Below are 22,856 nucleotides of genomic sequence, written 5' to 3'. Positions count from 1 at the left end.
ATGGCCAGCATTACCTTGGAAGGGCTAAAGAAAACCTATAGCGGCGATGTTCAGGCCGTCAAAGGCATCGACTTACAGATTGAAGATGGCGAGTTTGTGGTGCTGGTGGGGCCTTCCGGCTGCGGCAAATCTACCCTACTCCGCATGGTGGCGGGGCTTGAAACCATTACCGAAGGCACGCTCAAAATCGGTGACCGGGTGGTCAATAAGCTAGAGCCCGCCGAGCGCGATATCGCCATGGTGTTCCAGAACTACGCGCTCTACCCGCATATGACGGTGTACAACAACCTAGCTTACGGCCTCAAGAACCGCGGGTTTAACAAAGAAGACATTGAAAAGCGCGTGCGAATTGCCGCCAAAATGCTCGAGATCGAAGAGTTTCTGGAGCGCAAACCGCGCAAGCTCTCTGGTGGTCAGCGCCAGCGCGTCGCCATGGGCCGCGCGTTGGTGCGCGACCCGGCAGCCTTTCTATTCGATGAGCCACTTTCCAACCTGGATGCCAAACTGCGCGTGCAGATGCGCGTGGAGATCAAACAGCTGCAGCGGCGCCTGAAGACTACCAGCCTGTATGTGACCCACGACCAGCTGGAAGCCATGACACTGGGTGACCGTTTAGTGGTTCTTAACGCCGGGCAGATTGAGCAAGTGGGCACACCCATGGATATCTACGCCCGCCCCGCCAGCATGTTTGTCGCCGGGTTTATCGGCTCCCCCGCCATGAACATGCTGCCGGTGGATTACTTGAACGAACAAGGCGCCAATGGCCTGCTGGATAACCTGCCCGACGGCACCGATGTCGTCGGCATTCGACCGGATGATATGCATCTAACGCCGCCGACCGCGCCTCACCTAATTGTCGACTCAACGCTGGCGCTGTTTGAAGCCGCGGGGGCCGAAAGCCACCTATATGTGACCCTCGCCGATAGCGACCAGCCTACAGTCATCCGCGTTTCGGGGCAGCCGCCCGTTGCCGAAGGCGAAACCCTGCGATTTTTTGTGACCCGCGACGCTCTGCATCCTTTCAACAGCGCCACGGGAAAACGCACCGGGGATTGAATACCTATCCCCCGAAAGACAAAACAAGAAAAACAAGTCAACGGAGAAACCATGCGCTACGTTTGAGATAAAGCTTACGGATCTCCCTTGATGAGTACTGAACCTTCATACGTCGATGACCTGTATCGTGAGCACTCCCGGCGCGTGCAGGCGACGCTGATACGCCTGCTGGGGGATTTTGAACTAGCCGAAGAAGCCATGCAGGATGCCTTTGTGGCGGCGGTTCAACAGTGGCCGGTTAACGGCAAACCTGACAACCCCACGGCATGGCTAATTCGCACCGGCTACCACTGCGGAATAGACCAAATTCGCCAACGCAGTACTGCTCGCCGTCGGGCTCACTTGCTATTACCCACAGATGAAGCGCTGGATCTTGAGCCCACCACCATCGAAGATGACGCCTTGCGGCTGCTATTCACCTGCTGCCACCCAAGTTTGAGCATGGAAGCACGGATTGCCCTGACGCTTCGCGAGATGTGCGGTTTGACCACTGAGCAAGTAGCCAGCGCGCTACTGATGAAGCCTACGACGCTGGCACAGCGTATCGTACGAGCCAAACGCAAAATTCGCGATGCGCATATCCCTTATGCCGTGCCTACCCAGGAAGAGCTGCCCGAGCGTTTACCCGATGTGCTCCAAGTCATCTATCTGGTCTTCAACGAAGGCTACTCGCGCAGCACGGGCGCCAGCGTGGTCGATATCAGCCTAACAAAAGAAGCCATGCGACTGGGTAATGAGCTGGCGCGGCTACTGCCCCAGGGGGAAGTATTTGGGCTGATGGCTTTGATGCTGCTTAATGATGCCCGCCGGGATGCGCGCCAGGATAGCGACGGTGAGCTGGTAACCCTGGATGCTCAGGACAGACGCCTATGGCGCCAAGAGGATATCCAGGTCGGAATAACGTGGCTAGAACAGGCACTGGCGCTCACCCCCACCGGGTACTACACCCTTCAGGCGTCGATTGCCGCCGTACACGCCCAGGCTAGCCACGCCGAGCAAACAGACTGGGGGCGTATCGTCAGACTCTACGATGCTCTCTGCCGACGTTTTCCATCGCCGATTCTGGCGCTGAACCGTGCGGTCGCCATTGCCATGAATGGTGCACCCGATACCGGCCTGAAGTTACTCGACGACATCGCTCATCACCCACAAATCAACCGCTATTATCTATTTCATGCCGCAAAAGCGGATTTACTGCGTCGCCAAGGCCAGCATGAGGCCGCGCGCAGCGCCTATCAACAGGCGCTACTATTGGTCACCCTGGATCCAGAAAAACGCTTTTTGAACAGGCGATTGGCAGAACTCGAAAATTCCCCATAAAAAAATGCTTAGGCTATGTCGATTCAAGACGACGCCAAACGACTACAGAGAGTCACTACCCTGACCAACCAGGAGGCTCTCAATGAAATTCATGCTGATACGCCGTGCCGATGCCAACACCGAGAATGGCGCTATGCCATCCCAGGAGATGCTTGCCGCCATGGCTGCTTATAACCAGCGAATGATCGAGGCTGGCGTGTTTTTGAACGGCGATGGCTTACATCCGACCAGCGAAGGGTGCCTGATCCGTTTCAAAAACGGTGAGCCCACCATCATCCCCGGGCCTTTGTCTCCAGCCAGTGAGCGTATTGCCGGTTATAGCGTGCTCGAAGCCCCCTCTCTGCAGGCGGCCATTGAGTGGGCCCAACAGTGGCCCACCCAAGATGCCGATGGCAACGTGACCCTTGAGCTACGGCGCTACTTCTCGCTGGAGGATTTTGAGCCCGGCGCCGGAATTGAGCAGCACCGTAACCTTGCTCGTATACCGGATGCCATGAACGTGCACGTTGCCTTTCCCGGCACCTGCCGGGAAGCCATGCAGTTCTATGCCGATGTCACCGGAGGGCATTTGGAGTGCCTGTTGACCTATGCTGACACACCCGCCGCTGAACACATGCCGCCTGCTCTCCATGACCGCATTATCCATGCTTCGTTGAACCTACGTGGCCGTCGCTTAATGGGCGCCGATATGGCGGCTGACTGCTATACACCACCGCAAGGGATAGAGGTTCAATTGGAGTATCAGGATATCGAGCAGGCCGCACGAACCTTTGCTCAGCTAGCGGAGGGTGGAAAGATTGTCATGCCGTTCGAAGCGACCTTCTGGTCACCAGGGTTCGGCATGACGGTAGATCGTTTTGGCGTCGGCTGGATGGTAAACGTTCCGTCAGACAACTGCCCCTTGGCCACAGAAGGAGACTCCCCATGAAGTACGTTGCGCTGGTCTATTACCAAGAACAGATTATCAACGCCATGAGCGAACAGGCGTGGCACGACCTCAACCAAGAATGCATTGCTGGGGTTGAGCGCCTGAGCGCCAGCGGCCACTACCTGGCCGGGCAGCCATTACAACCGACGGAGACCGCCACCACCGTGCGTGTGCGCGATGGCGAGACGTTAATCTCCGATGGTCCCTTTGCGGAAACCAAGGAGCAGTTGGCCGGTTTCTACCTGCTCGAAGCCCACGACTTGAATGAGGCGCTGCAGCTGGCTAGCCGTATTCCACCCGCCCGGCTGGGCAGCATTGAGGTACGCCCCGTTCGAGAACTCCCCCCTAAAGCAGAATAAAACAGTAATAGGAGAACAGCCATGAGCAAGCTTACACACCCTTATGTAGATGGTTTCGTCGCTGCTGTGCCCAGCGCTAATAAAGATGAGTTTATTGAGCATGCCCGTGCCGCGGCCGTTGTTTTCAAGGAACACGGCGCACTGCGGGTCGTGGAGTGCTGGGGAGACGATGTCCCCGAAGGGGAAGTGACCTCCTTCACCATGGCGGTCAAGCGCAAGGATGACGAAAGCATCATCTTTTCCTGGATAGAGTGGCCATCGCGCAGCGTGCGCGATGAGGCCATGCCGAAAGTCATGCAAGACCCGCGCTTGCAGATGGACGTTAACCCGATGCCCTTTGATGGCAAGCGGCTCATCTTTGGCGGCTTTGAAAGCATCATTGATGAGTAAAGTGCTACCCGTGGCCCGGAACTCACTACGACGCTTCCTGGGCCACATCCTCTGGTACCACATCTTCTTAAACTACATCAGTAATCCGCCCTTCCACCTGGTAGAACACCTCTTTACGTTCCACCATATAGTCGCGCAGCATCTCCCAATCCGTATTGCCGACGATGGTGTTGCGCCCATCTTCATAGGCAGCGCCAAGTACCGTATGACCGTCGCCGCCAGCAGCGGTAAAGTTATTGGTGGCGATGGTGTTGCGCCCATCTTCATAGGCAGCGCCAAGTACCGTATGACCGTCGCCGCCAGCAGCGGTAAAGTTATTGGTGGCGATGGTGTAAGTACGCTCGGGGTCAATCGCCTGCATTGCGCCTTCCTGGGCAACGCTTAGGCTAACCACCCGCTCGCCCGACGGCTCACCGCTGTCGTATATTAACTCTACGCCTGCCGACACCTGCAGAAAACCGCCGTCTTCGCCGGGTGCATTAGCCAGGGCGATCTCGAAGGTTTCCAGCAGCTCGGCGCCGGTGACATCAAGCAGCGTCAGGCGATTGCCAAATGGCTGCACGGCGATCAAATCACCCACAGACACATCACCACTCTCAATCGCTTCACGGATGCCGCCGCTATTCTGAATCGCCATAACCGTGTCGGGCGCCACCTGCTGCGCAGCATGCAACTGGGCATCGGCGATTAAATTGCCCAGCGCTGTTTCATTGGCACGCACGCTCCGTTCATCGCCACGCCCGTGGCGCGGGTTGGGTAGCGTGGAGATTACCTTGGCGCCGACCTGGGTATCCCGCAGTGTCTCAATCTCTGCGGTGTAGGATTCAAGCCGCTTGGCGGCATCAGCGTCCGCTTCCCGATCGTCGGCAGCGAGCAGTTCACCGCTGGCATCCACCACCACGCCGTTTTCGTCGAAGGTGACCTGCATAACGCCCAGATGCTGGCCATACTCGCCTGCCTGGCCAATCACCGTCGGTGATAGGAGCTTCTCACCAGCGCGGCTCTCGCTCAGCAGCCTGGGGGGCGACACTTGGGTATGGCTGTGACCACCAATAATAATGTCGATGCCTTCGACATGCTCTGCCAGCAGCAGGTCATTACCTACGCTGGGGTCACTGTCGTAGCCCAAGTGGGTAAGGGCAATAATCTTGTTAACGCCCTGCTCTTCAAGGCTTGCCACCATGGCTTCAGCCGCTTGGCGATAATCGCTGATGGTGACGTGGCCAGGGCTGGAAATCGTCTCACTGTCCTGAGTGCTTAACCCAAAGATACCGATTGGCTCGCCGTTATGCTCAACGATCATACCGTCATAAAGCGTCCCCGCCTGCGGCTCAGCGCTGACTGAATCACCCAACATGTCAGCAAACTCCGGGCCTGCGGAGAAGTCCAGATTCGCCCCTAAAATAGGAAACTCGGCGCCTGCGAAAAACGCCGCTAGCGCTTGGTGCCCCTGTTCCGGGTCACCCAAATCGAACTCATGGTTGCCGGGCACAAAGGCGTCGTAGCCCATTAAATTCATAAATTCGAGGGCATCCTGGCCTTGAAACTCTGTGAAGTAGAGCGTGCCTGTAAAGATATCACCGGCATCCAGCAGCAACCCTTCGCCAAAGCGCTCCTGCGCCTCGTTCAGCGTGGTAATTAGATAGGGGTACTGATCGGTACGCCCATGTAGATCGTTGGTGTGAAATAGCGTCAGGGTGTAGTTATCAGCAAAGGCAGGAGGAACGGTGGCAAATAGCGCTGTCCCTAGCGCCAAGCCATAGCGGTGAAAACGCATTTAAATGACTCCTTTCATAACAGTGTTCAGACACTTTAGCAGCAAAGATAGCCTACCAGCGACATTTCGTCTCCATGGTAAAAGTATTGCCTTACCCCCCTCTCCCTAAATTTATATTGAGAGAAATAACTCACCGAGAAAAAGAGCGCCTCTTTGAAGGCAGGCAAGTAAAGCATAAAATATAAAAACGCTAAAAACCGGTGTGGAGTTATCCACACCGGTAAAGATCGAAACATGCGAGCTAACTAAAAGCTAAAGAACTAATGCAAAAAACTAATGCAACACTACCGCTAACATCACTCTATTAATTAGAAGTGATAGCGAGCGCCTAATGCGTAGTACATATCTTCTTCGAAGTCATTAACAGCATCCAGGTTACGATCGTTCAGCTCAAGGAACATATCGAAATTGCTAGACAGCTTGTACATTGACCCTAGCGCCCAAGCGTTACGCTCATCGCTAGCGCCGTCTACGTCGATGTTGTAGTAATCGGCGAAGAACTTCCAGGAATCGATGGCGTACGTAGCACCAACGCCGATTTTATCGAAACCACCACCGTTAACATCGTCATCACCGCGGGTTTCATAACCTACACGAGCAGCGAAAGCATCTGTAACAGCAAACTCGCCCGTAGCGCCATAACGCACTTCACCGTTACCGCCACCACGTACCGTATCTTCCACATAGCCAAGCGCTAAACGAGCTGGGCCTGTTTCGTAGACAACACCACCCTGAGTGGCGATAACGGATCCTTCGGAAGTCTGCTCGGCTTCAGTCAAACCACGCTCAGAGAAGTGCTTGGCAGAAATAACCGCCTGAAAACCACTCATTTTAGGCGTTTTATAGCCAATAGAGTCGCCGCGTGCCTGGGTACCACCACCCGCAAACTCGTAGCCGCGCTCAACGTAAACATCGAACGGCGTCATCACGTAGTTATCGTAGAAACTGTTGTAGTTCCCGGCCATAAAGGTACCGAACTGCTGGCTTTCCAGGCCTAGGTAGCTGTTACGTACCTCATCGAAACCAGAGGATGTATTACGCTCATCACCCGTAAAACGCCACTCTACACGGGCGAATGCACGCAGGTCAGAGGAAATCTGGTGGCCAGCGGTAATCCGTAAACGCGAGCCGAAATTACGGAACTCTTCGCCGTTATCAACACCGTTGTCAACACCACCGCCTTCAAGACCCATAGCGATGCGACCATAGATTTCGAGATCGGTACCGTCTTGGTCATAAACGGTTGCTGCTTGTGCTGCAGAGGCTGCCAATAAACCGCTAACGGCTAGGGCCAGTGTCGTTTTTTTAAACATGATCGTTCCCATTGAAGTAGTTAATGCTTGCGCTTGCGAAGGCACAATGAAGGACGAATAACGCCTCAACACAGGGAACCTTAAAGGAGTTATGTTTCATTAATCTTAAAGTTTTATTTTTTGGGAACTTATTTTTTTATGCGCTATTAAATAAAACTGCCATCCAAATTTAACATTGAACTGATATTAGAACAGATGGCTGTAGCACTTTGTCTACTAGCCTATTTATTTAAGCGTGTCATCACTTATTCACCTGTTTGTCTCGGCAGTGTCATTCACCCCACCCACACTGAACGAAAACGTGATAAAGGGATGAATCGCTCATGCGGCTCTGCATCGTTAGTGAGACATGGTCACCGGACATCAATGGCGTTGCCCATACACTGAGCCGGTTAAGCTATGAACTTAACCGGCAAGGAGTGCCGGTGGATGTGATCCGCCCTCGGCCACGATCTGCGGGTAATGCAACCGGTATTAACCGCGAGCTACAGGTGCAGCGCCTTGCCCTACCTGGCTACACCGATGTGCAGGTAGGGCTGGTTAGGCCCGTTACACTGCGCCGCTTTTGGCGCCAACATCGCCCCGATATCATCTATGTAGCGACCCAAGGCCCTCTCGGCTGGGCGGCACGCCAAGCGGCACGGCAACTCAATATCCCCCTGGTAGCGGGCTGGCACACCAACTTTGACCACTACTGTGAAGATTATGGCGTCAATTGGCTGGCCTCGACCACACGCCGCTACCTGCGCTACTTCCATAACGGCTGTGATCTGACGTTAGTGCCTACTCATCAGCAGGCTAAAGCACTGCAGCGCCAAGGGATTCGGGGGGTTCATGTGCTGTCACGCGGGCTGGATGGCGAGCGCTTTTCACCTGCCCACCGTGACCCTTCATTACGCGAACGCTGGGGAGTTAGCGAGCATCAGCCGGTGGCCCTTTACGTTGGCCGACTAGCCGCAGAAAAAAATCTCACCTTGCTCCATGAAAGCCTTCAAGCCATGCGTGAGGTGCGGCCCGATATCGCCCAAGTGATCGTCGGCGATGGCCCCGCACGGGCACAATTGGAAAAGGCGCTGCCCGATGCCCATTTCACCGGCTTCGTGGGGCAGGGATCGCTTGCTCGCCACTATGCCAGCGCCGACCTGTTTATTTTCCCCTCGCTTTCAGAAACCTGGGGCAATGTGGTGGCGGAAGCCATGGCCAGCGGCTTAGCCGTGGTGGCCTATGATCATGCAGCCAGCGCTGAGCTCATTAGCAGCGGCCACAACGGTGTCACCGTACCCGCTGGCAATAGCACCGCTTTTCAACAGGCAGCAGTTGAGTTGTGCCAACACCCAGCTGACTACGCTCGTTTAGGCCGAGTAGCGCGTTTACGCGCCCTTGAGCAGAGTTGGACAGGTATTGCCGAGCAGTTTTTGCGTTACTTACACCAAGCCCAGGAGGCTCATCATGCGCCCGCGTCCGCTTGTCGTATTCGATCGTCTTGACCTGCTGGAGTGGCAGTTCTGCCAGCGCATTGCGCGGCTATCGATCTACCGCCCCTGGCGAATCACGCTTCAGGCCGCCAGCCGCTTAGGCGATTGGCCTATTTGGGTGCTGCTGATTCTCGCCCAGCCCTGGCTTCAACCCAATGGCGCCTGGCGCGTACTGCAGTACAGCGTTATCGCTCTATTTGCCGTGGCGGTTTATCGACTGGTGAAAACTCGCTTATGCCGTGAGCGACCCTTCATTACCTATAGTGAAGGCATCGAGTGCTGTGAACCTGCCCGCGACCGTTACAGTTTTCCCAGCGGCCACACCATGCACGCGGTGATGTTTAGCGTCTTGGTCGCCGCCCACACGCCCTGGCTACTACCGGTGGTATTGCCATTAACGCTTCTAATAGCGGTCTCACGGGTAGGCTTAGGGCTGCACTATGTCAGCGATGTACTGGCAGGGGCAGCGATGGGCTACGCTTTTGCCTTGGCCAGCCTGTATTGGATGGGGTAAAGCGCGTCCTGTCCCCCCCCAATGGACAACCCTTTGATGGACAGCCGCGTGATAGACACCAGCGCAAAAACGCCCGCATAAGCGGGCGTTTTACTTTCAAGGCAGATAGTTAAACGTCGGGCGGCATGTCATCGCGTTCATCAATACTGGCCGTAAACGATGTCTTAAACATCATATACACGCCCACGCCTGAAAACCCTAAGAACAAAACAAACATGCATAACATCAATGCCATCGCCATAATCTTGTCCCTGATCGTGCGCGGTCGTTACGTTGACGTTTTCTAACCGCTGCATTTTGGTTTCATCGAAGGATAGACCAAAATCACACTTTTTTCTGTACAAAAGCTGTGCAAAAACCAGAGCCTTATAGAAAGTACTTATCTATCAAATGATTATTTAAATCACACATGCGAAAAAACCACCTCACTTGCATGAGATGGTTGATTCGCATCGGTCCGCTCCCTGGTTTGATGAACAGCGCCTCCTTACGCTGCAACCAGTGAGTGGGCTAATTGTCCCTTAAACATCCTGTTCGTTTTTCGGCTTCCTGCCTTCCATTTTGCTGTTAGCCCACTCACTCAGTTACTGGTGAAAAATGTTAACTCGACTAGCGTTAAGTGACTGAATTTAAAAATGACTTACTTTATTCATTTGCGAGTATTTACTTGGTTTCTTGCTGGATTCTACTTAGTAACTGCAGGCAATGAGCCAAACCATGCCAATAACGAATATAAACATTAAAAAACAACTACTTAAAACAATAAAAAGTGAATGACAAAGCACTCTCCACCTCTATTTTTCATGTATAGAAGTGGCACATGCGACATAAACATACGGTTTCGAGGCACACTGCTATGCTTCCTTGTGTTTAAACGTATTGAAAACCGTAGCGTATCGTCACGACAGAGGGTATTTTTGCTTTCTACTCCTTTCACTAGCGGTATGCCTTCGAAGGAGGCTTTTATGAAACGCACTATCGCCCTCGGCTTCGTGATGGTGGTGACCCTGATGCTGGTCAGTGGCTGTAATACCATTCGCGGTGCGGGTGAAGACCTTCAACAGGGTGGCGAAGCTATCCAGCGTGCAGCGAGCTAACCGTTATGATGACCGTTTATCTATCCCATGGCCTTGAGAGCGGGCCAGGCGCACTGAAAACCCAGGCAATGAAAGGTGTTGCGCAAAAGCTGGATGACTGTGAGCCGGTGGTCATGGATTATCGAGGCATAGCAGAACCACAGCAGCGCCTTGAATACCTTCTGAGAGTATTAGCCGAGCGCGGAGATGATCCTGCCCAGTGTGTACTGGCAGGCTCCAGCTTGGGGGGTTGGCTAAGCGCGGCGGTTAGCGCTCAGCAGCCGGTGTTGGGCTGCTTTCTGCTGGCGCCTGCATTGGGACTTGCCGACTACCCGGAAACGTCACCGGTTATTCAGGCGCAGCACAGCCATATTATTCATGGCTGGCGGGATGATGTGGTTGCCCCTGAACCGGTGATCGAACGTGCTCGTCTTCAGCGCCTATCGCTGCGGATGGTTGACGACGATCACCGCCTGCACGCGAGCCTGGAGACTATTTTATGTGATTTTGAGCGCTTCTTATGCCAGTGCGCCACGCCTAATCACTACGATTAGCAAGGCTAGTTAAAGCAAACATTCGACACGAGCACTTCAATCCTATACAAATAGTGTACAAGAGACATTGATAGCGAGGAGATTGCTCATGTTAGGTATGTTTAAGCGTGACCCCAAAAAGAAGCTTCAACAAGAGTATGAGCGCAAACTACAAGCCGCCATGGAGGCTTCACGCAATGGCGATATGCGTGCCAATGCCACACTTACTGAAGAAGCAGAAGCGTTACTTGCCGAAATCAGGCGCATTGAAGCGACACAATAACTGCCATAGACAACGCTGTTGCTGCCCAGCGTCACTTCGGCAGCCTACCCAAGCCCAGGGTAGTGGTGGCAGGATGAGCAGCCACTCACCAGTAGCGACTGCACTTTTCCCAACCCCACCACCCTAGCCGATGCGGTATATATACTCGCTGGCGACTAGGAGCCTGTCTGGCTTGGCCGATCGTCGCGAGAAGCACGAATTTTGAGCCAAATTTATCGATCGATTGAGGCGAATAGCGTGCTATTTAACGAAATCGATCGAATAAAGTTGGCCAAAATACCGGGATTCGCAGTAGATCAGTGTTAAGCCAGACAGGCTCCTAACGTTTACTCGTCAGCGAGTGCCGGTAGCAGTGTTTTCAGTTTACGCGTGAGCGTATTGCGCCCCCAGCCCAGCAGCTCGGCGGCTTCACCTTTGCGCCCGCCGGTATGTTTTAGCGCTGTCTCAATCAGAATCCGCTCAAAATCGGGCACCGCTTCTTCCAGTAGATGGGTATGGCCTTCGGCCAGGGCATGATCCGCCCAGTCACGAAACGCCGTGCGCCAATCGCCGTGGGCGCTGCTTTCAGAAGCGCTGGGTGAACGCAGCTCCGGCGGTAGATCTTCAACCAGAATCTCACGCCCTGATGCCATCACGGTGAGCCAACGGCAGATATTTTCTAACTGCCGCACGTTGCCGGGCCACGGCAAACGCGTTAGGTGGGCTTCCGCTTCGCTGGTCAGCACCTTGATATCGGTCGTCAGCTCTTTCGCCGCTTCAGCTAAAAAGTGCCGCGTTAAACGAGGGATATCTTCGCGGCGCTCGGCAAGCTTGGGCAGGTGAATACGGATCACGTTCAGGCGGTGGAACAAATCCTCCCGGAAGCGGCCGTCATCCACCAACACTTCTAAGTTTTGGTGGGTGGCAGCAATAATGCGCACATCCACTTTGACCGGCGTATGCCCGCCAACGCGATAGAACTCTCCATCGGCCAGCACGCGCAGTAGCCGCGTTTGGGTTTCAGCGGGCATATCGCCTATTTCGTCTAAAAATAGCGTACCGCCGTTGGCTTGCTCAAACCGCCCCTGGCGCTGCTGGGTCGCCCCGGTAAAAGCCCCCTTCTCGTGACCAAACAGCTCAGACTCAATCAAATCACGGGGAATCGCCGCCATATTGAGGGCAATAAACGGCTTGCCCGCACGAGGGCTATGCTGATGGAGTGCCTGGGCAACGCGCTCTTTGCCGGTTCCCGACTCCCCATTAATCAACACTGTGATGTGGGAGTGCGAGAGGCGACCAATGGCACGGAACACCTCCTGCATGGCGGGCGCTTCACCGATAATTTCGGCGTTCAAGCCTTCCGGCACGGTCACCGGACGCTGGCGTTCACGGGCGTGAGCCACGGCGCGACGTACCAGCGCCAGGGCCTCGTCAACATCGAACGGCTTGGGCAGGTATTCAAATGCCCCGCCCTGATACGAGGCCACGGCGCTGTCCAGGTCGGAGTGCGCGGTCATCACGATCACCGGCAGGTCAGGATGCGCTTCGCGTACCCGGGACATTAGATCCAGCCCATCGATACCCGGCATACGAATATCGGTGACCAGCACGTCGGGTGGATTTTCCAACAAACGTGTCAGGGCAACGTCGGCGCGCTCGATACACTCAACGTCAAGGTCGGGTTGCGCCAAGGCGCGCTCCAACACCCAGCGGATAGCGCGGTCATCATCGACAATGACCACCCGCGCAACATCATTACGTGCAGCCTCAGTCATGACGCTTCTCCGGTGAAATTAATAACCATGGGAATCAGTAAACGAAATTCGGTGTGTCCAGGACGTGAATCGCATTCAATCAATCCTTGATGTTGGTGCAAAATCGACTGGGCAATAGAGAGCCCAAGGCCGCTGCCTTCCGCGCGTCCCGACACCATGGGGTAAAACAGTGTTTCCTGCAGCGTATCGGGAATACCGGGGCCGTTATCGATCACGGCGACTTCACTGACCAGCCGGTGACGTTCGGCGCCAAGCGTAAACTGGCGACGGGCACGGGTGCGTAGTATTAAAGTGGGCTCCGGCGTTTGTGCATCGCTCATGGCCTGTACCGCATTGCGCGCCACATTGAGCACCGCCTGAATCATTTGCGATTCATCGCCGGAAAGATCGGGCAAGCTGGGGTCGTAATCACGGCTGATTGTCACACTAGGGTGTTCGGCAATCAGCAGCGCCCGCACTCGCTCCAGCACCTTGTGGATGTTGACTGGCTCGTGTTTAAGCATCCGGTTAGGGCCGAGCATGGAGTCGACCAGGTCGCGCAGCCGATCCACCTCTTCAACAATGATATGGGTATATTCGCGCAGCGCCGGGTCGTCTAGATCACGCTCTAGTAGCTGTGCTGCCCCGCGAATGCCACCCAGCGGGTTTTTGACTTCATGGGCAAGCCCGCGGGCGAGCACCTTGATGGTCTCCTGGCGTGTGGTTAGCGCCTCTTCCCGGGAGATCTGCATCAGCCGATCCCGCGGCTCTACTTCCAGTAGCAGCTCATCGTCGGATAAGGGCGTCACCGTGTAGTCCACCGTGAGCGGTTCGCTATTCAACGGGGTAATGCGTGCTTCACGCTGGGTATAGGGGTGAAACGCATCCCGCGCCTTGGCCAATACTTCGTCAATGCTTACATCCCCGCCAAGTAGCGTATCCAGGCTGATGCCGTGAACACGGCTAAGGCTGACCGCTAACAACGCTTCAGCGGCAGGGTTCATCCATCGCACACGCAGTTCGCCGTCTAGCAGCAATACCGCTGTGGTGAGATGCTCAAGCAAACGCTGATGCATGGTGGTGTCCTGAAAAATCGCGTCTTCCATCGCCGATACAGACCTACAGGTGGATGATCAATGAGGGAGCTGCAAAAAGCGCGCCAACTGTACGTTTATGTCCATTTGCACGGCTTGCGGGCATCGCAGCGAAAGAGCGCGAATCGTTTTAGCGCACTTGCCGTGCCAAATGCTCCTGCTCATGCACCACTTTAGTGCACCCAGGTTTTGGTAGGTAATACTTAGGGCTGTTTTTTTGATCGCGTTTATTAAAGCGCTCTTAAGGAACCGTAATCGTCACCGCTGCCGTGCGGTGCTGTAAACGCTGGCTGCTCTCCAGCATTCTGCCTGGATCTCGTGCCCCCTTGCGGCAGGCCCGTTAACCAGAAGACATCGCTGTGCAGCGCTTTCTGGCTAATCTCGCCATTCACCAACAGCCGTACCTGATGGTCGTCGCGCAACGGTGGCGCAATAACCACCTCCACCACGGTCATCCCCTCTTCCACCTGTGCGCCTTGCTGGGGCAGAGCGATGGAAAAGTGGTCGCAGGGCATAAAGGGCTGCTTGGGTTATCGGTAAAGGTAACGTTGCCGTGCTGATCGGTCACCCGATACACCGCCTGCCCGAACGCCGTGCCACCCACTCCCCCACGCCCAAGAGAGCTACCAGCACACTGCTCATCGCCCCTCTGGCACGCTTCTCAGCCTCCCAGCAATAAAAAAACCCCGCCGTAGCGGGGTTCTATTGGCAATCATTGTTACCACCGCCTGGCTGATAGTAACAGCCAAGGGCGAGTAACACTGATTCGCAGCTGTACTTAACAGCTATAGTACATATCAAACTCGATGGGGTGAGTGGTCATACGAATACGCTCCACTTCTTCCATCTTGAGGTCAATGTAGGCATCGATCATTTCGTCGGTGAACACGCCACCTTCGGTCAAGAACGCACGGTCAGCGTCGAGGGCTTCCAGTGCTTGATCCAGGCTGTGCGCCACAGTCGGTACTGACTTGCCTTCTTCTGGCGGCAGGTCGTACAGGTTTTTGTCCATGGCATCGCCAGGGTGGATCTTGTTTTTGATACCGTCGATACCCGCCATCAACATGGCAGAGAACGCCAGGTAAGGGTTGGCAGTCGGATCAGGGAAGCGCGCTTCCACACGCTTGCCTTTCGGGCTGGCGGTGTAAGGAATACGGATTGAAGCCGAACGGTTGCGGGCACTGTAGGCCAGCATGACCGGCGCTTCAAAGCCAGGCACCAGACGCTTGTACGAGTTGGTAGAAGCGTTAGTAAAGGCGTTCAGGGCACGGGCGTGCTTGATGATGCCGCCGATGTAGAAAAGCGCCATTTCAGACAGACCAGCGTACTCGTCACCGGCGAACTGGTTGTTGCCATCTTTCCAGAACGACTGGTGAACGTGCATACCCGAACCGTTATCACCGACCAGCGGCTTCGGCATAAAGGTGGCCGTTTTGCCATACGCGTGGGCCACGTTGTGGATCACGTACTTCATTTCCTGAACTTCGTCAGCTTTCTTCACCAGCGTGTTGAACTTAACGCCGATTTCGTTCTGACCTGCGTTGGAAACCTCGTGGTGGTGTACCTCGACGGTCTGACCAATCGCTTCCAGGGTATTACACATTGCGCCACGAATATCGTGGAAGCTATCGACCGGAGGAACCGGGAAGTAGCCGCCTTTAACGCGCGGGCGGTGGCCAAGGTTGCCGCCTTCAACGACACTGTCGGTTGCCCAGGCGCCTTCGTCGGAAGTGATTTTGTACATGGAGCCCTGGATATCAGACTTCCAATGCACTTCGTCAAAGATAAAGAATTCAGGCTCAGGGCCGAAGAACGCGGTGTCGCCCAGGCCAGTAGACTGCAGGTAAGCTTCTGCGCGCTTAGCGATAGAGCGCGGGTCACGATCATAGCCTTGCATAGTGGCCGGCTCGATGATGTCACAGCGCAGCACCAGCGTCGCATCTTCGGTGAAGGGGTCAAGGTAGCCCGTACCATCTTCCGGGCGCAGAATCATGTCGGATTCGTTAATGCCCTTCCAACCTTCAATAGAAGAACCATCGAACATTTGGCCATTCTCGAAGAATTCTTCGTCTACATCGCGCGCAGGCACGGTCACGTGCTGTTCTTTACCGCGAGTGTCGGTGAAACGCAGATCTACCCATTTAACATCGTGTTCTTCAATTAGCGCGAGAGTCTTGGCTGACATAGTGTCCTCCGGTATGAGCGTGGCTTAAAGCTAACGACAGTAAGCTACCGATAAAAGTGTTGTTCGACAAAATACGTGCTAAACCGCACGTTTGTCATTCTTGTTCGCTCAACGTTTGCCTGACATTGGTTAACAAATCGCTCAGCGAGCATTTCAGACCGGCTATCGTTTTAGCACGCCGCAGGGCTTATGCCTACGGCCCGCTAGCCGCTTGCAAATACAATGCAGAGAACATGCCAACACTGCACCAATATGGCATAAAAAAACAACAACTATCTGTTTTATAAACATTAAAAAATGGCTTCGAATGCCTCTTGATGACGCATAACGGCGCAACAGGCTATTCTGAACCGTCTAAAAAACCTCTTATGCACCAAAATAGAACAAAAATAATGCCGCACGCCCCATAAAAGTGCACAAGTCATACTTGGCGCTGTTTTTTAGCTCGCAAATTTTTTTACTTGCTACGCAAATAAACCAGCTACTACAATAAATTACAATTTGATAGATTTGCTCACAATCGGAGTCGGCAAATGGGATCGGTCTGCTTTATCGTTGATGCCATGGTGACGGGTGAAATGTTGCCACGCCACTTAAAATCCATACGTGAATCCGGTGTCGCCGACCACTTGCTGCCCATTTTGGTGACAGCCACTCAAGCGCAAGCACGCCTGAGTGCTATTGAACAGCGCTACCATGCTCATTCGCTGATTACACCATCAAGGCCGCTGGGGGCTCGCTTGAATAAAGCCGCGTTTACCAGCCAAGCAGAGTGGCTCATCATTGCGCTGCAGAAAAAACCACTGCCTGCGGAGCTTTGGTGTGCCCTCTATTCACAGCTCAACACTTACACCCTTGACGCCTTGATTATTGGCCTCACCCGGCCATCGCTGTCGGAACGCATCCTGCGGCGCTTATTGGCCAGTGCTTTACTTTTGCCGCCCTACATTGCCGTGAGGCGAGCCTGGCTAGAGCGCTTGGGTGGGTTTGACCCTGAGCTGGACGATAACAGCGCGATCGACGATTTTCTGCAACGTTTACACGCCTGCCCTACGCGTTTAAAAACCTACAACGGAAACCTGCTTAGACTAACGAAAGAGCCAGAAAACCCTTTTCTGGCTAACGCCCCGGTTACGGCTTTCACTCCACGCCCATAATGCGTTTTCTGCCGCTATCTACCGATATCATCCACAGATACCATCCACCGCCACTCTCTGACTAACTTACCTTTAATCGCTTGCCGAACAGCATGGCGCCCAGTGTCGTGGTATTGGCGAGCTTATTAAGCCCCACTGACCCCACCACACCAACCGCCATAAGCGCCAGTGCATACACGCCAATGGGCAACGACAACGGCTCGACAGCCAGATCAGCGAGCACAAAGAACATGGGGTGAGCCAAGTAAATGCCAAACGAATACGCATTAATGTGGCGCACCCACAAAGGCGCAGAACGCCCGGCCAAGTAGCGCATGGCACACAGCGTGAACAGCACGAAGAAAGGAATGACCCACACCTCTTTGGAAGAGAAGGCCAGCCAACCTGCAAAGGTCGCGGCAATAATCAGCGCCACCATTAGCACCAACCAGACCGGGCGGGCCATTTGCTGCATCCAGGCAGGCCGCGCCAGCATCACGCTCTCAGGGGGTAGCGGGTAGTAGCGCACCAGCACCAGGGCAAGAAAAAACACATAGATCCAACCCAGTGGAGCAATCCACAGCAGATAGCCGGGCAGGTCAACCTCAAACCAGTAAGCCAACCCCCAATACGCCATGCTGATCACACAAGCGCCCCACAGCCACGGCACCGGGTTCAAACGCCACAGCTGCCAACGGGTAAACAGCCAATAGGCCACATAAAACTGCATCGCAATAATCAAAAAATAGCCATGCCAGCCCGCGTACACATAATACTCAATGGCGTTGGCCACGAACCCCACCGGTTCATCCGATGGCTGTTGGCTTAGCCATTCAGCCGTCGAATAAATAAAGCCATACACAAAATAGGGCACCATTACATACTTCACGCGCTGGGCAAGGAACCCTTCCGGCACGGATTTATCGTAGCGAACGGCAAACACAAAGACCGCAATAAACAGGAAAATCGGGGTACCCAACACCAGCGGTATGCGCATCAAATCGGTGGCAACGTTATCGAGGCGCTGATTGACATGATCTAGTAAGTGAAACAAAAAAACGGCTATACAGCCGTAAGCACGCAACCAATAGATCTCTTCAATTTTGCGCATTGGGCCTCCCGCCTCGACCTACTCCTACCCTGGCATTTTGCATGGCGATGATGAATGACTATGCTAACTGACTGTCTTATATGGCTATGATGAACAATAAAAGCCTTCGCGCTGTCCGACCCCATTGAACAGTTTTAATTCCCGGAGGAAACGTGTTCATCCCCAAGCCACCAGTATTCTCGTACCGATTTCACGCCCTACTTACGGCATTTATTGGCTGGCTAACGTTCAGTGGCCATAGCTTAGCCAGCGAGGTTGAACACCATCAGTTTTTCTCGCCCACGCTAGGTTACGACTACCCCTACAGTATTTATTTACCCGACAATTATGACGCCCAAGCGACAGACGCGTATCCGGTCGTTTATATGCTGCACGGCTCATTTAACACTGACCGCGACTGGGTTTCTCGCGGCAACTTGCAGCAGGTGGCGGATAGGTTAATCGCTGCCGGGCATATTCCTCCGGCCGTTTTCATTATGCCCGGCAGTCGCAGTTGGTGGGTAGATGGCCACAACGAACCCGCCCGCAGCGCATTTTTTAACGACCTAATGCCACATGTGGAAGCAACCTATCGCGTGGGACAAGAGCGCCACCTGCGTGGCGTGGCAGGCTATTCCGCTGGCGGTTACGGCGCACTCAACTTTGCCCTGGAACGGCCTGAACTGTTTGCCGCGGTAGCCGCGCTAAGCCCCGCCAGCTACGTCCCCCTGCCGCCGCGTAACTCCACCGCCTGGCGCCACCCCTCATTTATCAATGACCAGGGCCGATTTGATCGCGAGCTGTGGCAAAACCTTAACTACACCAACTATTTGGAAGAGTATCGCCTGCGCGTAACCCCTCGCGGTACCGAAGATGAGGGCGACCTTTCCCCCGTACCGCTGTATATCAGCGCCGGGCGTAGCGACGTTTATGATGCTGAATTTCACGCCCGCATACTGCGTCAAGCCATGGAACGCATCCAGCCCAACGATGTGCGCCTCGACCTCTACCCCGGTGGCCATACATGGAAAGTATGGCGCGCCAGCCTACCGGCAGCGCTAAACTTTCTCTTTCAATACGTGGGACAAGAAAACAGCCCAGAGGATACATAACCCCGTTGAAGGCACTACACTGAAACAACACATATCACGCCACTCAACAAGGCAAGGAAGACAGCGATGCATCAGCATATCGAATGGGATGAACCCGGCAACGCCAGTGTTATGCAGTACTTTAAAAAACACCCGGATCAAAGCAGCCAACCCGACCCAGGCGATATTATTTCCGCCCGCTACCAAGGCGCCATGGTGCGCGTCAAAGTAGAAGCCTACCGAGAAGATGACGCCGTCAGCATCGGCGAAGTAGCCGCGATCATCGATACCCACGGCGGCCGCCACCAAAGCCACAACAAGCTGGAAGTCGGCCACATCGTCCGGGTACCCGACGACAAACGCGCGATGGAAAAATGGGGAGACGACGAAACATAAGCATGAAGAGTGGCGCGGTTCTCGATACAGCGTTAACAGCCTTTAATCGCAGATCGCTTGCAAGGCCGCCCATTCAGCTGGCGTTAGAATCGCAGTAGTACCGCCTTGGCTTTCAGCTAATTGCTGGGCCTGGGTACCGCGCCAGCTGGAATCAGGGTGTGTAGATAAATGCTCGGGGGTAGCAATATCACCGTCCTCCAGCCCCTCGATCCGCGTAAAAAAGTTTGCAAACCCAGCCGCATCAACTTCCGCCGTAGCGAGCATTTCGAGAGCAAAACGGTCTGCTTCGACTTCAGCCTCCCGGCTATAAGAAGCAGTAAGCAAATGCTCACCCACCACCGCGGCACCCGCAAGATCGCCAAAAACCATGCTAAGCAGCCCCGCTGCCCCCGCCGCCCGTAATGCTTGCCGCATTGGGTCTCGCCGCTCCACATGGCCAATTTCATGAGCCAGTACCCCCGCCACCTCTTCGGGGGACTCAGCCTCTTCCAGCAATGCATTCAGGATAACCACCTGCCCGCCGGGAGCGGCAAACGCATTGACTTCAGAATGACCGAAAACCTGAATGTCTATGGCGTAGTGCATATCACGCCCTGCAGTCAACCTCTCCAGCATCGTATCTAGCGCCGCCACCCCCTCAGGAGAATCGCAGCGCTGCATGCCTGCGTTTGAACTACTTAGCACCCATTCGATTTGCTGGGTAACGGCTTTACCAAACGCAACTTCGCGCTCGATAGGAATGGCCTGAGCCAGGATATTGGCCATGCCCGGCAAAATAACGAAAAGCATCAGCGCAATGGCCGCCACCGCGCCCGCTCCCCATCCTGCCATGCGCAACCAGGTTCTTTTACGGACATCACGGCGGAAAAGATCAGGCTGTGTGGCACGCAACCAAGCAATAAAGTCGTTATCAGTGACAATAAGCCGTGCAGGATCTCTCTCGTCAACAGACGAGACATAACGGGTCAAGGTCAGCTGTTTTGTACTCGAACTATCACGGAGAGCACGAAGATCGGCGAGTTCCCAGCGAGCAGGTTCAGCTAGCGTTTCTGCGTGGATGACCAGCGCCTGCTGGTCATCTAACACCGAAATGCACACCTCATGACGATAGGCCGTCACGCCGTCAAAGAATTGCGCCTGCAACATTAAAATGCGCCAGCGACATCGAGTGCATCAGCCACGCCCTCAGCACCAACGGCATCATCTGCCTGACGCTGCTGGATTTGATGTAAAGGCTCGGGATTTATGATACTGAATGTCTGAACATAATGACCCAGTATAGGCTGAGTAATCATCACCATCTTCATTGCCTGAAACAGCAAAAATAAAAAGATATAGCTCAGCGCACCACCGACGAGGGCAAAAGTGACTGACGAAATACCAAAATCAAAAACGGTCGTCATAACGCTTATTATAAATAACGACATCACCCCCATCCCGACACCTGCAATTAAGTAGATCCGGATAATAGCCCCCGTTCTAGGCTCAGCCTTAAAGCTAACCTTCTCGCCTAACATCTTGTGAGAAGTCATATAAGCAAAACTCTTAACCTGGTAATACACAACACCGATAGCCACCCAAATGCTACCAACAAAAAGAATGGCTGACGCCAAGCCGTCATAACCCCAAGCAAAAACACCTCCGCTTACCAGCAGAATGACGATGCCTATAAACAAATGCGTTAGCGACGAGTAAAGACGCGGCCAAGACCCACCTTGCTTAATACGAACATCACCATAGTAACTCCGCTCAGCCATATACTGCTCTAACTTGAACGTAGCCAGTGGGGCCAGCGCACCCAATGTTACGACCGTCAGCAACCTGTAACCGATGGCACGGATCACATAGCCCCAAGCGCCTTTTTCCATACTAAAACGAATGCCGCACCACCGCGTTCGACTCATCATGTATCGGCGTTTTTGATAACTGGCGTAAAAAAGAAGAGGCAAAACAGCAAGAATGTGTATATACACAACAACCAGATAACGGGCTTGTTCAGCTGGATTAGTAGCACTCGACGAGACGCTAAACATTGAAAGGCCGAAGTAGAAGAGCAGCATCTGGAGAACGCCGAGATACACCGCCAGAATAACCAAAGCAATGAGAAAGCCAACAAACTTTTCAAGCCCTGTCCCCGTGTACTCCAAGGCAGAATCATTGGCGCTTGTAGAGCCCCAAAGATACTGACGGATGCGAGTCGTTTGCCAGAAACGGTAAATCCCCAAAGTAAGGATAGTGAGTAAGCCGGTCTTAAAAACCAGAAAGAAAAGCGAGAGACTATCGGGCTCTTGACGAGCGGCAACGCTTTTCGGTTCAGACGCTAAGTGATGAGTGTCCATGCGGGAAAGATCCATGTCTTTTAACGTTAGTGATATAGCTTAATTTGACGTCTAGCTAAATAAGTATATCTCAACGCCGCACAAAAACTAAGTAGGCTTTGCCATTAATTGCAATTAGATAACCAGAAATCGGCAGAAGGACTCAATTCTCGCCACTTATGACGGTTCATGCACATTCCGAGTAGCCGTGATAAGCCTCAAGCGCAGCGGTGCCACGAGCACACACTTTAATAAGCTTATGCCGCTGGCCATGCTTTCTGAGCGGCCTATATGGCAACACCTACTCTGCCACCTAGTCCGGGGCATGCACATTTCGAGTACGTTAGCGCACCCGCGAAAGCACCGCGCAGAGGTGCCACGGGCACACACTTAAATAAGCTTACGCCGCTGGCGATGCTTTCTGAACGGTCTATATGGCAACACCTACTCTGCCACCTAGTCCGGGGTCATGCACATTTCGAGTAGCGCGGCGTAAGCGTTAGCGCACCCGCGAAAGCACCGCGCAGCGGTGCCACGGGCACATACTTTAAATCTATAGCCATACTGCCTGGGCGGCAGCTAACCGACTAACCGCTAATCAAAAGGAGGTGGGTATTTTCTGAGCTGCCTGTGCGGCAGCGAACGGTTGACCATCTCTTCACCGATGCTTTTCATCTTTCTGAGCTACCTGAGCTGCATCACATAATGCCTGCATGCTCCCCAGCAGCGCCGTTTTAAGCTACCTAGACGGCAATGTAAAATTGATCATCACCACACAAAACGGCAGGC

Annotated in this window: 24 protein-coding genes; 14 read left to right on the top strand and 10 right to left on the bottom strand. The window is 54.1% G+C overall.

The annotated features are described in order from the left end of the window. From YERSI8AC_RS01090 to YERSI8AC_RS01070, 5 genes are all read left to right on the top strand, one after another. The gene (locus YERSI8AC_RS01090; RefSeq protein ID WP_022520785.1) at positions 1–1,056 is read left to right on the top strand and encodes a sn-glycerol-3-phosphate import ATP-binding protein UgpC; all 1,056 of its coding nucleotides are present in this window, start codon (positions 1–3) and stop codon (positions 1,054–1,056) included. 90 nt (positions 1,057–1,146) lie between these two features. Further along, entirely contained in the window at positions 1,147–2,376 is a 1,230-nt protein-coding gene (locus YERSI8AC_RS01085) for an RNA polymerase sigma factor (RefSeq protein ID WP_138800158.1), read from the top strand. A gap of 82 nt (positions 2,377–2,458) precedes the next feature. Continuing rightward, entirely contained in the window at positions 2,459–3,304 is an 846-nt protein-coding gene (locus YERSI8AC_RS01080) for a YciI family protein (RefSeq protein ID WP_138800157.1), read from the top strand. After that, entirely contained in the window at positions 3,301–3,663 is a 363-nt protein-coding gene (locus YERSI8AC_RS01075) for a YciI family protein (RefSeq protein WP_138800156.1), read from the top strand. The genes YERSI8AC_RS01080 and YERSI8AC_RS01075 overlap by 4 nt, the downstream gene beginning before the upstream one ends. A 21-nt stretch (positions 3,664–3,684) precedes the next feature. Next, on the top strand, positions 3,685–4,053 hold the full coding sequence (locus YERSI8AC_RS01070) for a DUF1428 domain-containing protein (protein WP_022520789.1): 369 nt from the start codon (positions 3,685–3,687) through the stop codon (positions 4,051–4,053). Positions 4,054–4,120: 67 nt separating this feature from the next. Here YERSI8AC_RS01070 and YERSI8AC_RS01065 read toward each other — a convergent pair whose 3' ends face one another. Beyond that, the gene (locus tag YERSI8AC_RS01065; protein WP_159175928.1) at positions 4,121–5,830 is read right to left on the bottom strand and encodes a bifunctional metallophosphatase/5'-nucleotidase; all 1,710 of its coding nucleotides are present in this window, start codon (positions 5,828–5,830) and stop codon (positions 4,121–4,123) included. Positions 5,831–6,138: 308 nt separating this feature from the next. Continuing rightward, the gene (locus tag YERSI8AC_RS01060; protein ID WP_022520796.1) at positions 6,139–7,143 is read right to left on the bottom strand and encodes a porin; all 1,005 of its coding nucleotides are present in this window, start codon (positions 7,141–7,143) and stop codon (positions 6,139–6,141) included. Between the two features lie 323 nt (positions 7,144–7,466). Between YERSI8AC_RS01060 and YERSI8AC_RS01055 the strand changes: the two genes are divergently transcribed. From YERSI8AC_RS01055 to YERSI8AC_RS01035, 5 genes are all read left to right on the top strand, one after another. After that, positions 7,467–8,630, top strand: coding sequence for a glycosyltransferase family 4 protein (locus tag YERSI8AC_RS01055; protein WP_022520797.1), 1,164 nt, complete (start codon positions 7,467–7,469; stop codon positions 8,628–8,630). Continuing rightward, positions 8,593–9,132, top strand: a complete 540-nt coding sequence (locus YERSI8AC_RS01050; protein ID WP_022520798.1) for a phosphatase PAP2 family protein — start codon at positions 8,593–8,595, stop codon at positions 9,130–9,132. The genes YERSI8AC_RS01055 and YERSI8AC_RS01050 overlap by 38 nt, the downstream gene beginning before the upstream one ends. Before the next feature lie 965 nt (positions 9,133–10,097). Beyond that, positions 10,098–10,229 carry an entericidin A/B family lipoprotein gene (locus tag YERSI8AC_RS01045; RefSeq protein WP_027958157.1) on the top strand — a complete coding sequence of 44 codons (132 nt, stop codon included), beginning with the start codon at positions 10,098–10,100 and terminating at the stop codon, positions 10,227–10,229. Between the two features lie 5 nt (positions 10,230–10,234). Next, on the top strand, positions 10,235–10,762 hold the full coding sequence (locus YERSI8AC_RS01040; protein WP_027958156.1) for a YqiA/YcfP family alpha/beta fold hydrolase: 528 nt from the start codon (positions 10,235–10,237) through the stop codon (positions 10,760–10,762). 88 nt (positions 10,763–10,850) lie between these two features. Further along, on the top strand, positions 10,851–11,024 hold the full coding sequence (locus tag YERSI8AC_RS01035) for a DUF6435 family protein (protein ID WP_007111925.1): 174 nt from the start codon (positions 10,851–10,853) through the stop codon (positions 11,022–11,024). Between the two features lie 326 nt (positions 11,025–11,350). Here the strand turns inward: YERSI8AC_RS01035 and ntrC are convergent, their stop codons facing one another. The 4 genes from ntrC to YERSI8AC_RS01015 form a co-directional block, all read right to left on the bottom strand. After that, positions 11,351–12,778 carry a nitrogen regulation protein NR(I) gene (gene ntrC / locus YERSI8AC_RS01030; protein WP_022520802.1) on the bottom strand — a complete coding sequence of 476 codons (1,428 nt, stop codon included), beginning with the start codon at positions 12,776–12,778 and terminating at the stop codon, positions 11,351–11,353. After that, on the bottom strand, positions 12,775–13,833 hold the full coding sequence (gene glnL, locus YERSI8AC_RS01025; protein WP_027958155.1) for a nitrogen regulation protein NR(II): 1,059 nt from the start codon (positions 13,831–13,833) through the stop codon (positions 12,775–12,777). Before glnL ends, ntrC begins: the two co-directional genes overlap by 4 nt. 248 nt (positions 13,834–14,081) lie before the next feature. Beyond that, positions 14,082–14,366 (bottom strand): hypothetical protein, encoded by a 285-nt coding sequence (locus YERSI8AC_RS01020; protein ID WP_236557220.1) that lies wholly within the window; start codon positions 14,364–14,366, stop codon positions 14,082–14,084. After that, positions 14,303–14,455, bottom strand: a complete 153-nt coding sequence (locus tag YERSI8AC_RS01015) for a DUF4124 domain-containing protein (RefSeq protein ID WP_223828040.1) — start codon at positions 14,453–14,455, stop codon at positions 14,303–14,305. Before YERSI8AC_RS01015 ends, YERSI8AC_RS01020 begins: the two co-directional genes overlap by 64 nt. Here YERSI8AC_RS01015 and YERSI8AC_RS01010 point away from each other — a divergent pair. Beyond that, positions 14,405–14,530: a hypothetical protein gene (locus tag YERSI8AC_RS01010; RefSeq protein WP_255200397.1), complete on the top strand. Its 126-nt coding sequence runs from the start codon at positions 14,405–14,407 to the stop codon at positions 14,528–14,530. The genes YERSI8AC_RS01015 and YERSI8AC_RS01010 overlap by 51 nt on opposite strands. A 99-nt stretch (positions 14,531–14,629) precedes the next feature. On the opposite strand, the gene glnA is transcribed toward YERSI8AC_RS01010, so the two are convergent. After that, positions 14,630–16,036: a glutamate--ammonia ligase gene (gene glnA / locus YERSI8AC_RS01005; RefSeq protein WP_022520804.1), complete on the bottom strand. Its 1,407-nt coding sequence runs from the start codon at positions 16,034–16,036 to the stop codon at positions 14,630–14,632. 533 nt (positions 16,037–16,569) lie between these two features. Here glnA and YERSI8AC_RS01000 point away from each other — a divergent pair. Next, positions 16,570–17,193 carry a hypothetical protein gene (locus tag YERSI8AC_RS01000; protein WP_022520805.1) on the top strand — a complete coding sequence of 208 codons (624 nt, stop codon included), beginning with the start codon at positions 16,570–16,572 and terminating at the stop codon, positions 17,191–17,193. Between the two features lie 61 nt (positions 17,194–17,254). Here the strand turns inward: YERSI8AC_RS01000 and YERSI8AC_RS00995 are convergent, their stop codons facing one another. Further along, a complete protein-coding gene (locus YERSI8AC_RS00995) occupies positions 17,255–18,283 on the bottom strand; it encodes an acyltransferase family protein (protein WP_159175927.1) in 1,029 nt (342 codons plus the stop codon). 152 nt (positions 18,284–18,435) lie between these two features. Here YERSI8AC_RS00995 and YERSI8AC_RS00990 point away from each other — a divergent pair, with 152 nt between their 5' ends. Both YERSI8AC_RS00990 and YERSI8AC_RS00985 read left to right on the top strand, forming a co-directional pair. Beyond that, the gene (locus tag YERSI8AC_RS00990) at positions 18,436–19,374 is read left to right on the top strand and encodes an alpha/beta hydrolase (RefSeq protein ID WP_022520807.1); all 939 of its coding nucleotides are present in this window, start codon (positions 18,436–18,438) and stop codon (positions 19,372–19,374) included. A 66-nt stretch (positions 19,375–19,440) separates the two neighbouring features. Further along, positions 19,441–19,749, top strand: coding sequence for a hypothetical protein (locus YERSI8AC_RS00985; RefSeq protein ID WP_159175926.1), 309 nt, complete (start codon positions 19,441–19,443; stop codon positions 19,747–19,749). A gap of 42 nt (positions 19,750–19,791) precedes the next feature. On the opposite strand, the gene YERSI8AC_RS00980 is transcribed toward YERSI8AC_RS00985, so the two are convergent. Together YERSI8AC_RS00980 and YERSI8AC_RS00975 are read right to left on the bottom strand one after the other, a co-directional pair. Continuing rightward, positions 19,792–20,895 carry a M48 family metallopeptidase gene (locus YERSI8AC_RS00980; RefSeq protein WP_159175925.1) on the bottom strand — a complete coding sequence of 368 codons (1,104 nt, stop codon included), beginning with the start codon at positions 20,893–20,895 and terminating at the stop codon, positions 19,792–19,794. After that, complete coding sequence (locus tag YERSI8AC_RS00975) at positions 20,895–22,103, bottom strand: DUF898 family protein (RefSeq protein WP_201304170.1); 1,209 nt, start codon at positions 22,101–22,103, stop codon at positions 20,895–20,897. The genes YERSI8AC_RS00980 and YERSI8AC_RS00975 overlap by 1 nt, the downstream gene beginning before the upstream one ends. Positions 22,104–22,856 lie beyond the last annotated feature (753 nt).

Source organism: Halomonas sp. 113, assembly GCF_904067645.1.
GTDB classification, from domain to species: domain Bacteria; phylum Pseudomonadota; class Gammaproteobacteria; order Pseudomonadales; family Halomonadaceae; genus Vreelandella; species Vreelandella titanicae.
The sequence above is the reverse complement of the archived record's forward strand: the minus strand, read 5'-3'. Positions and strand labels throughout refer to the sequence as shown.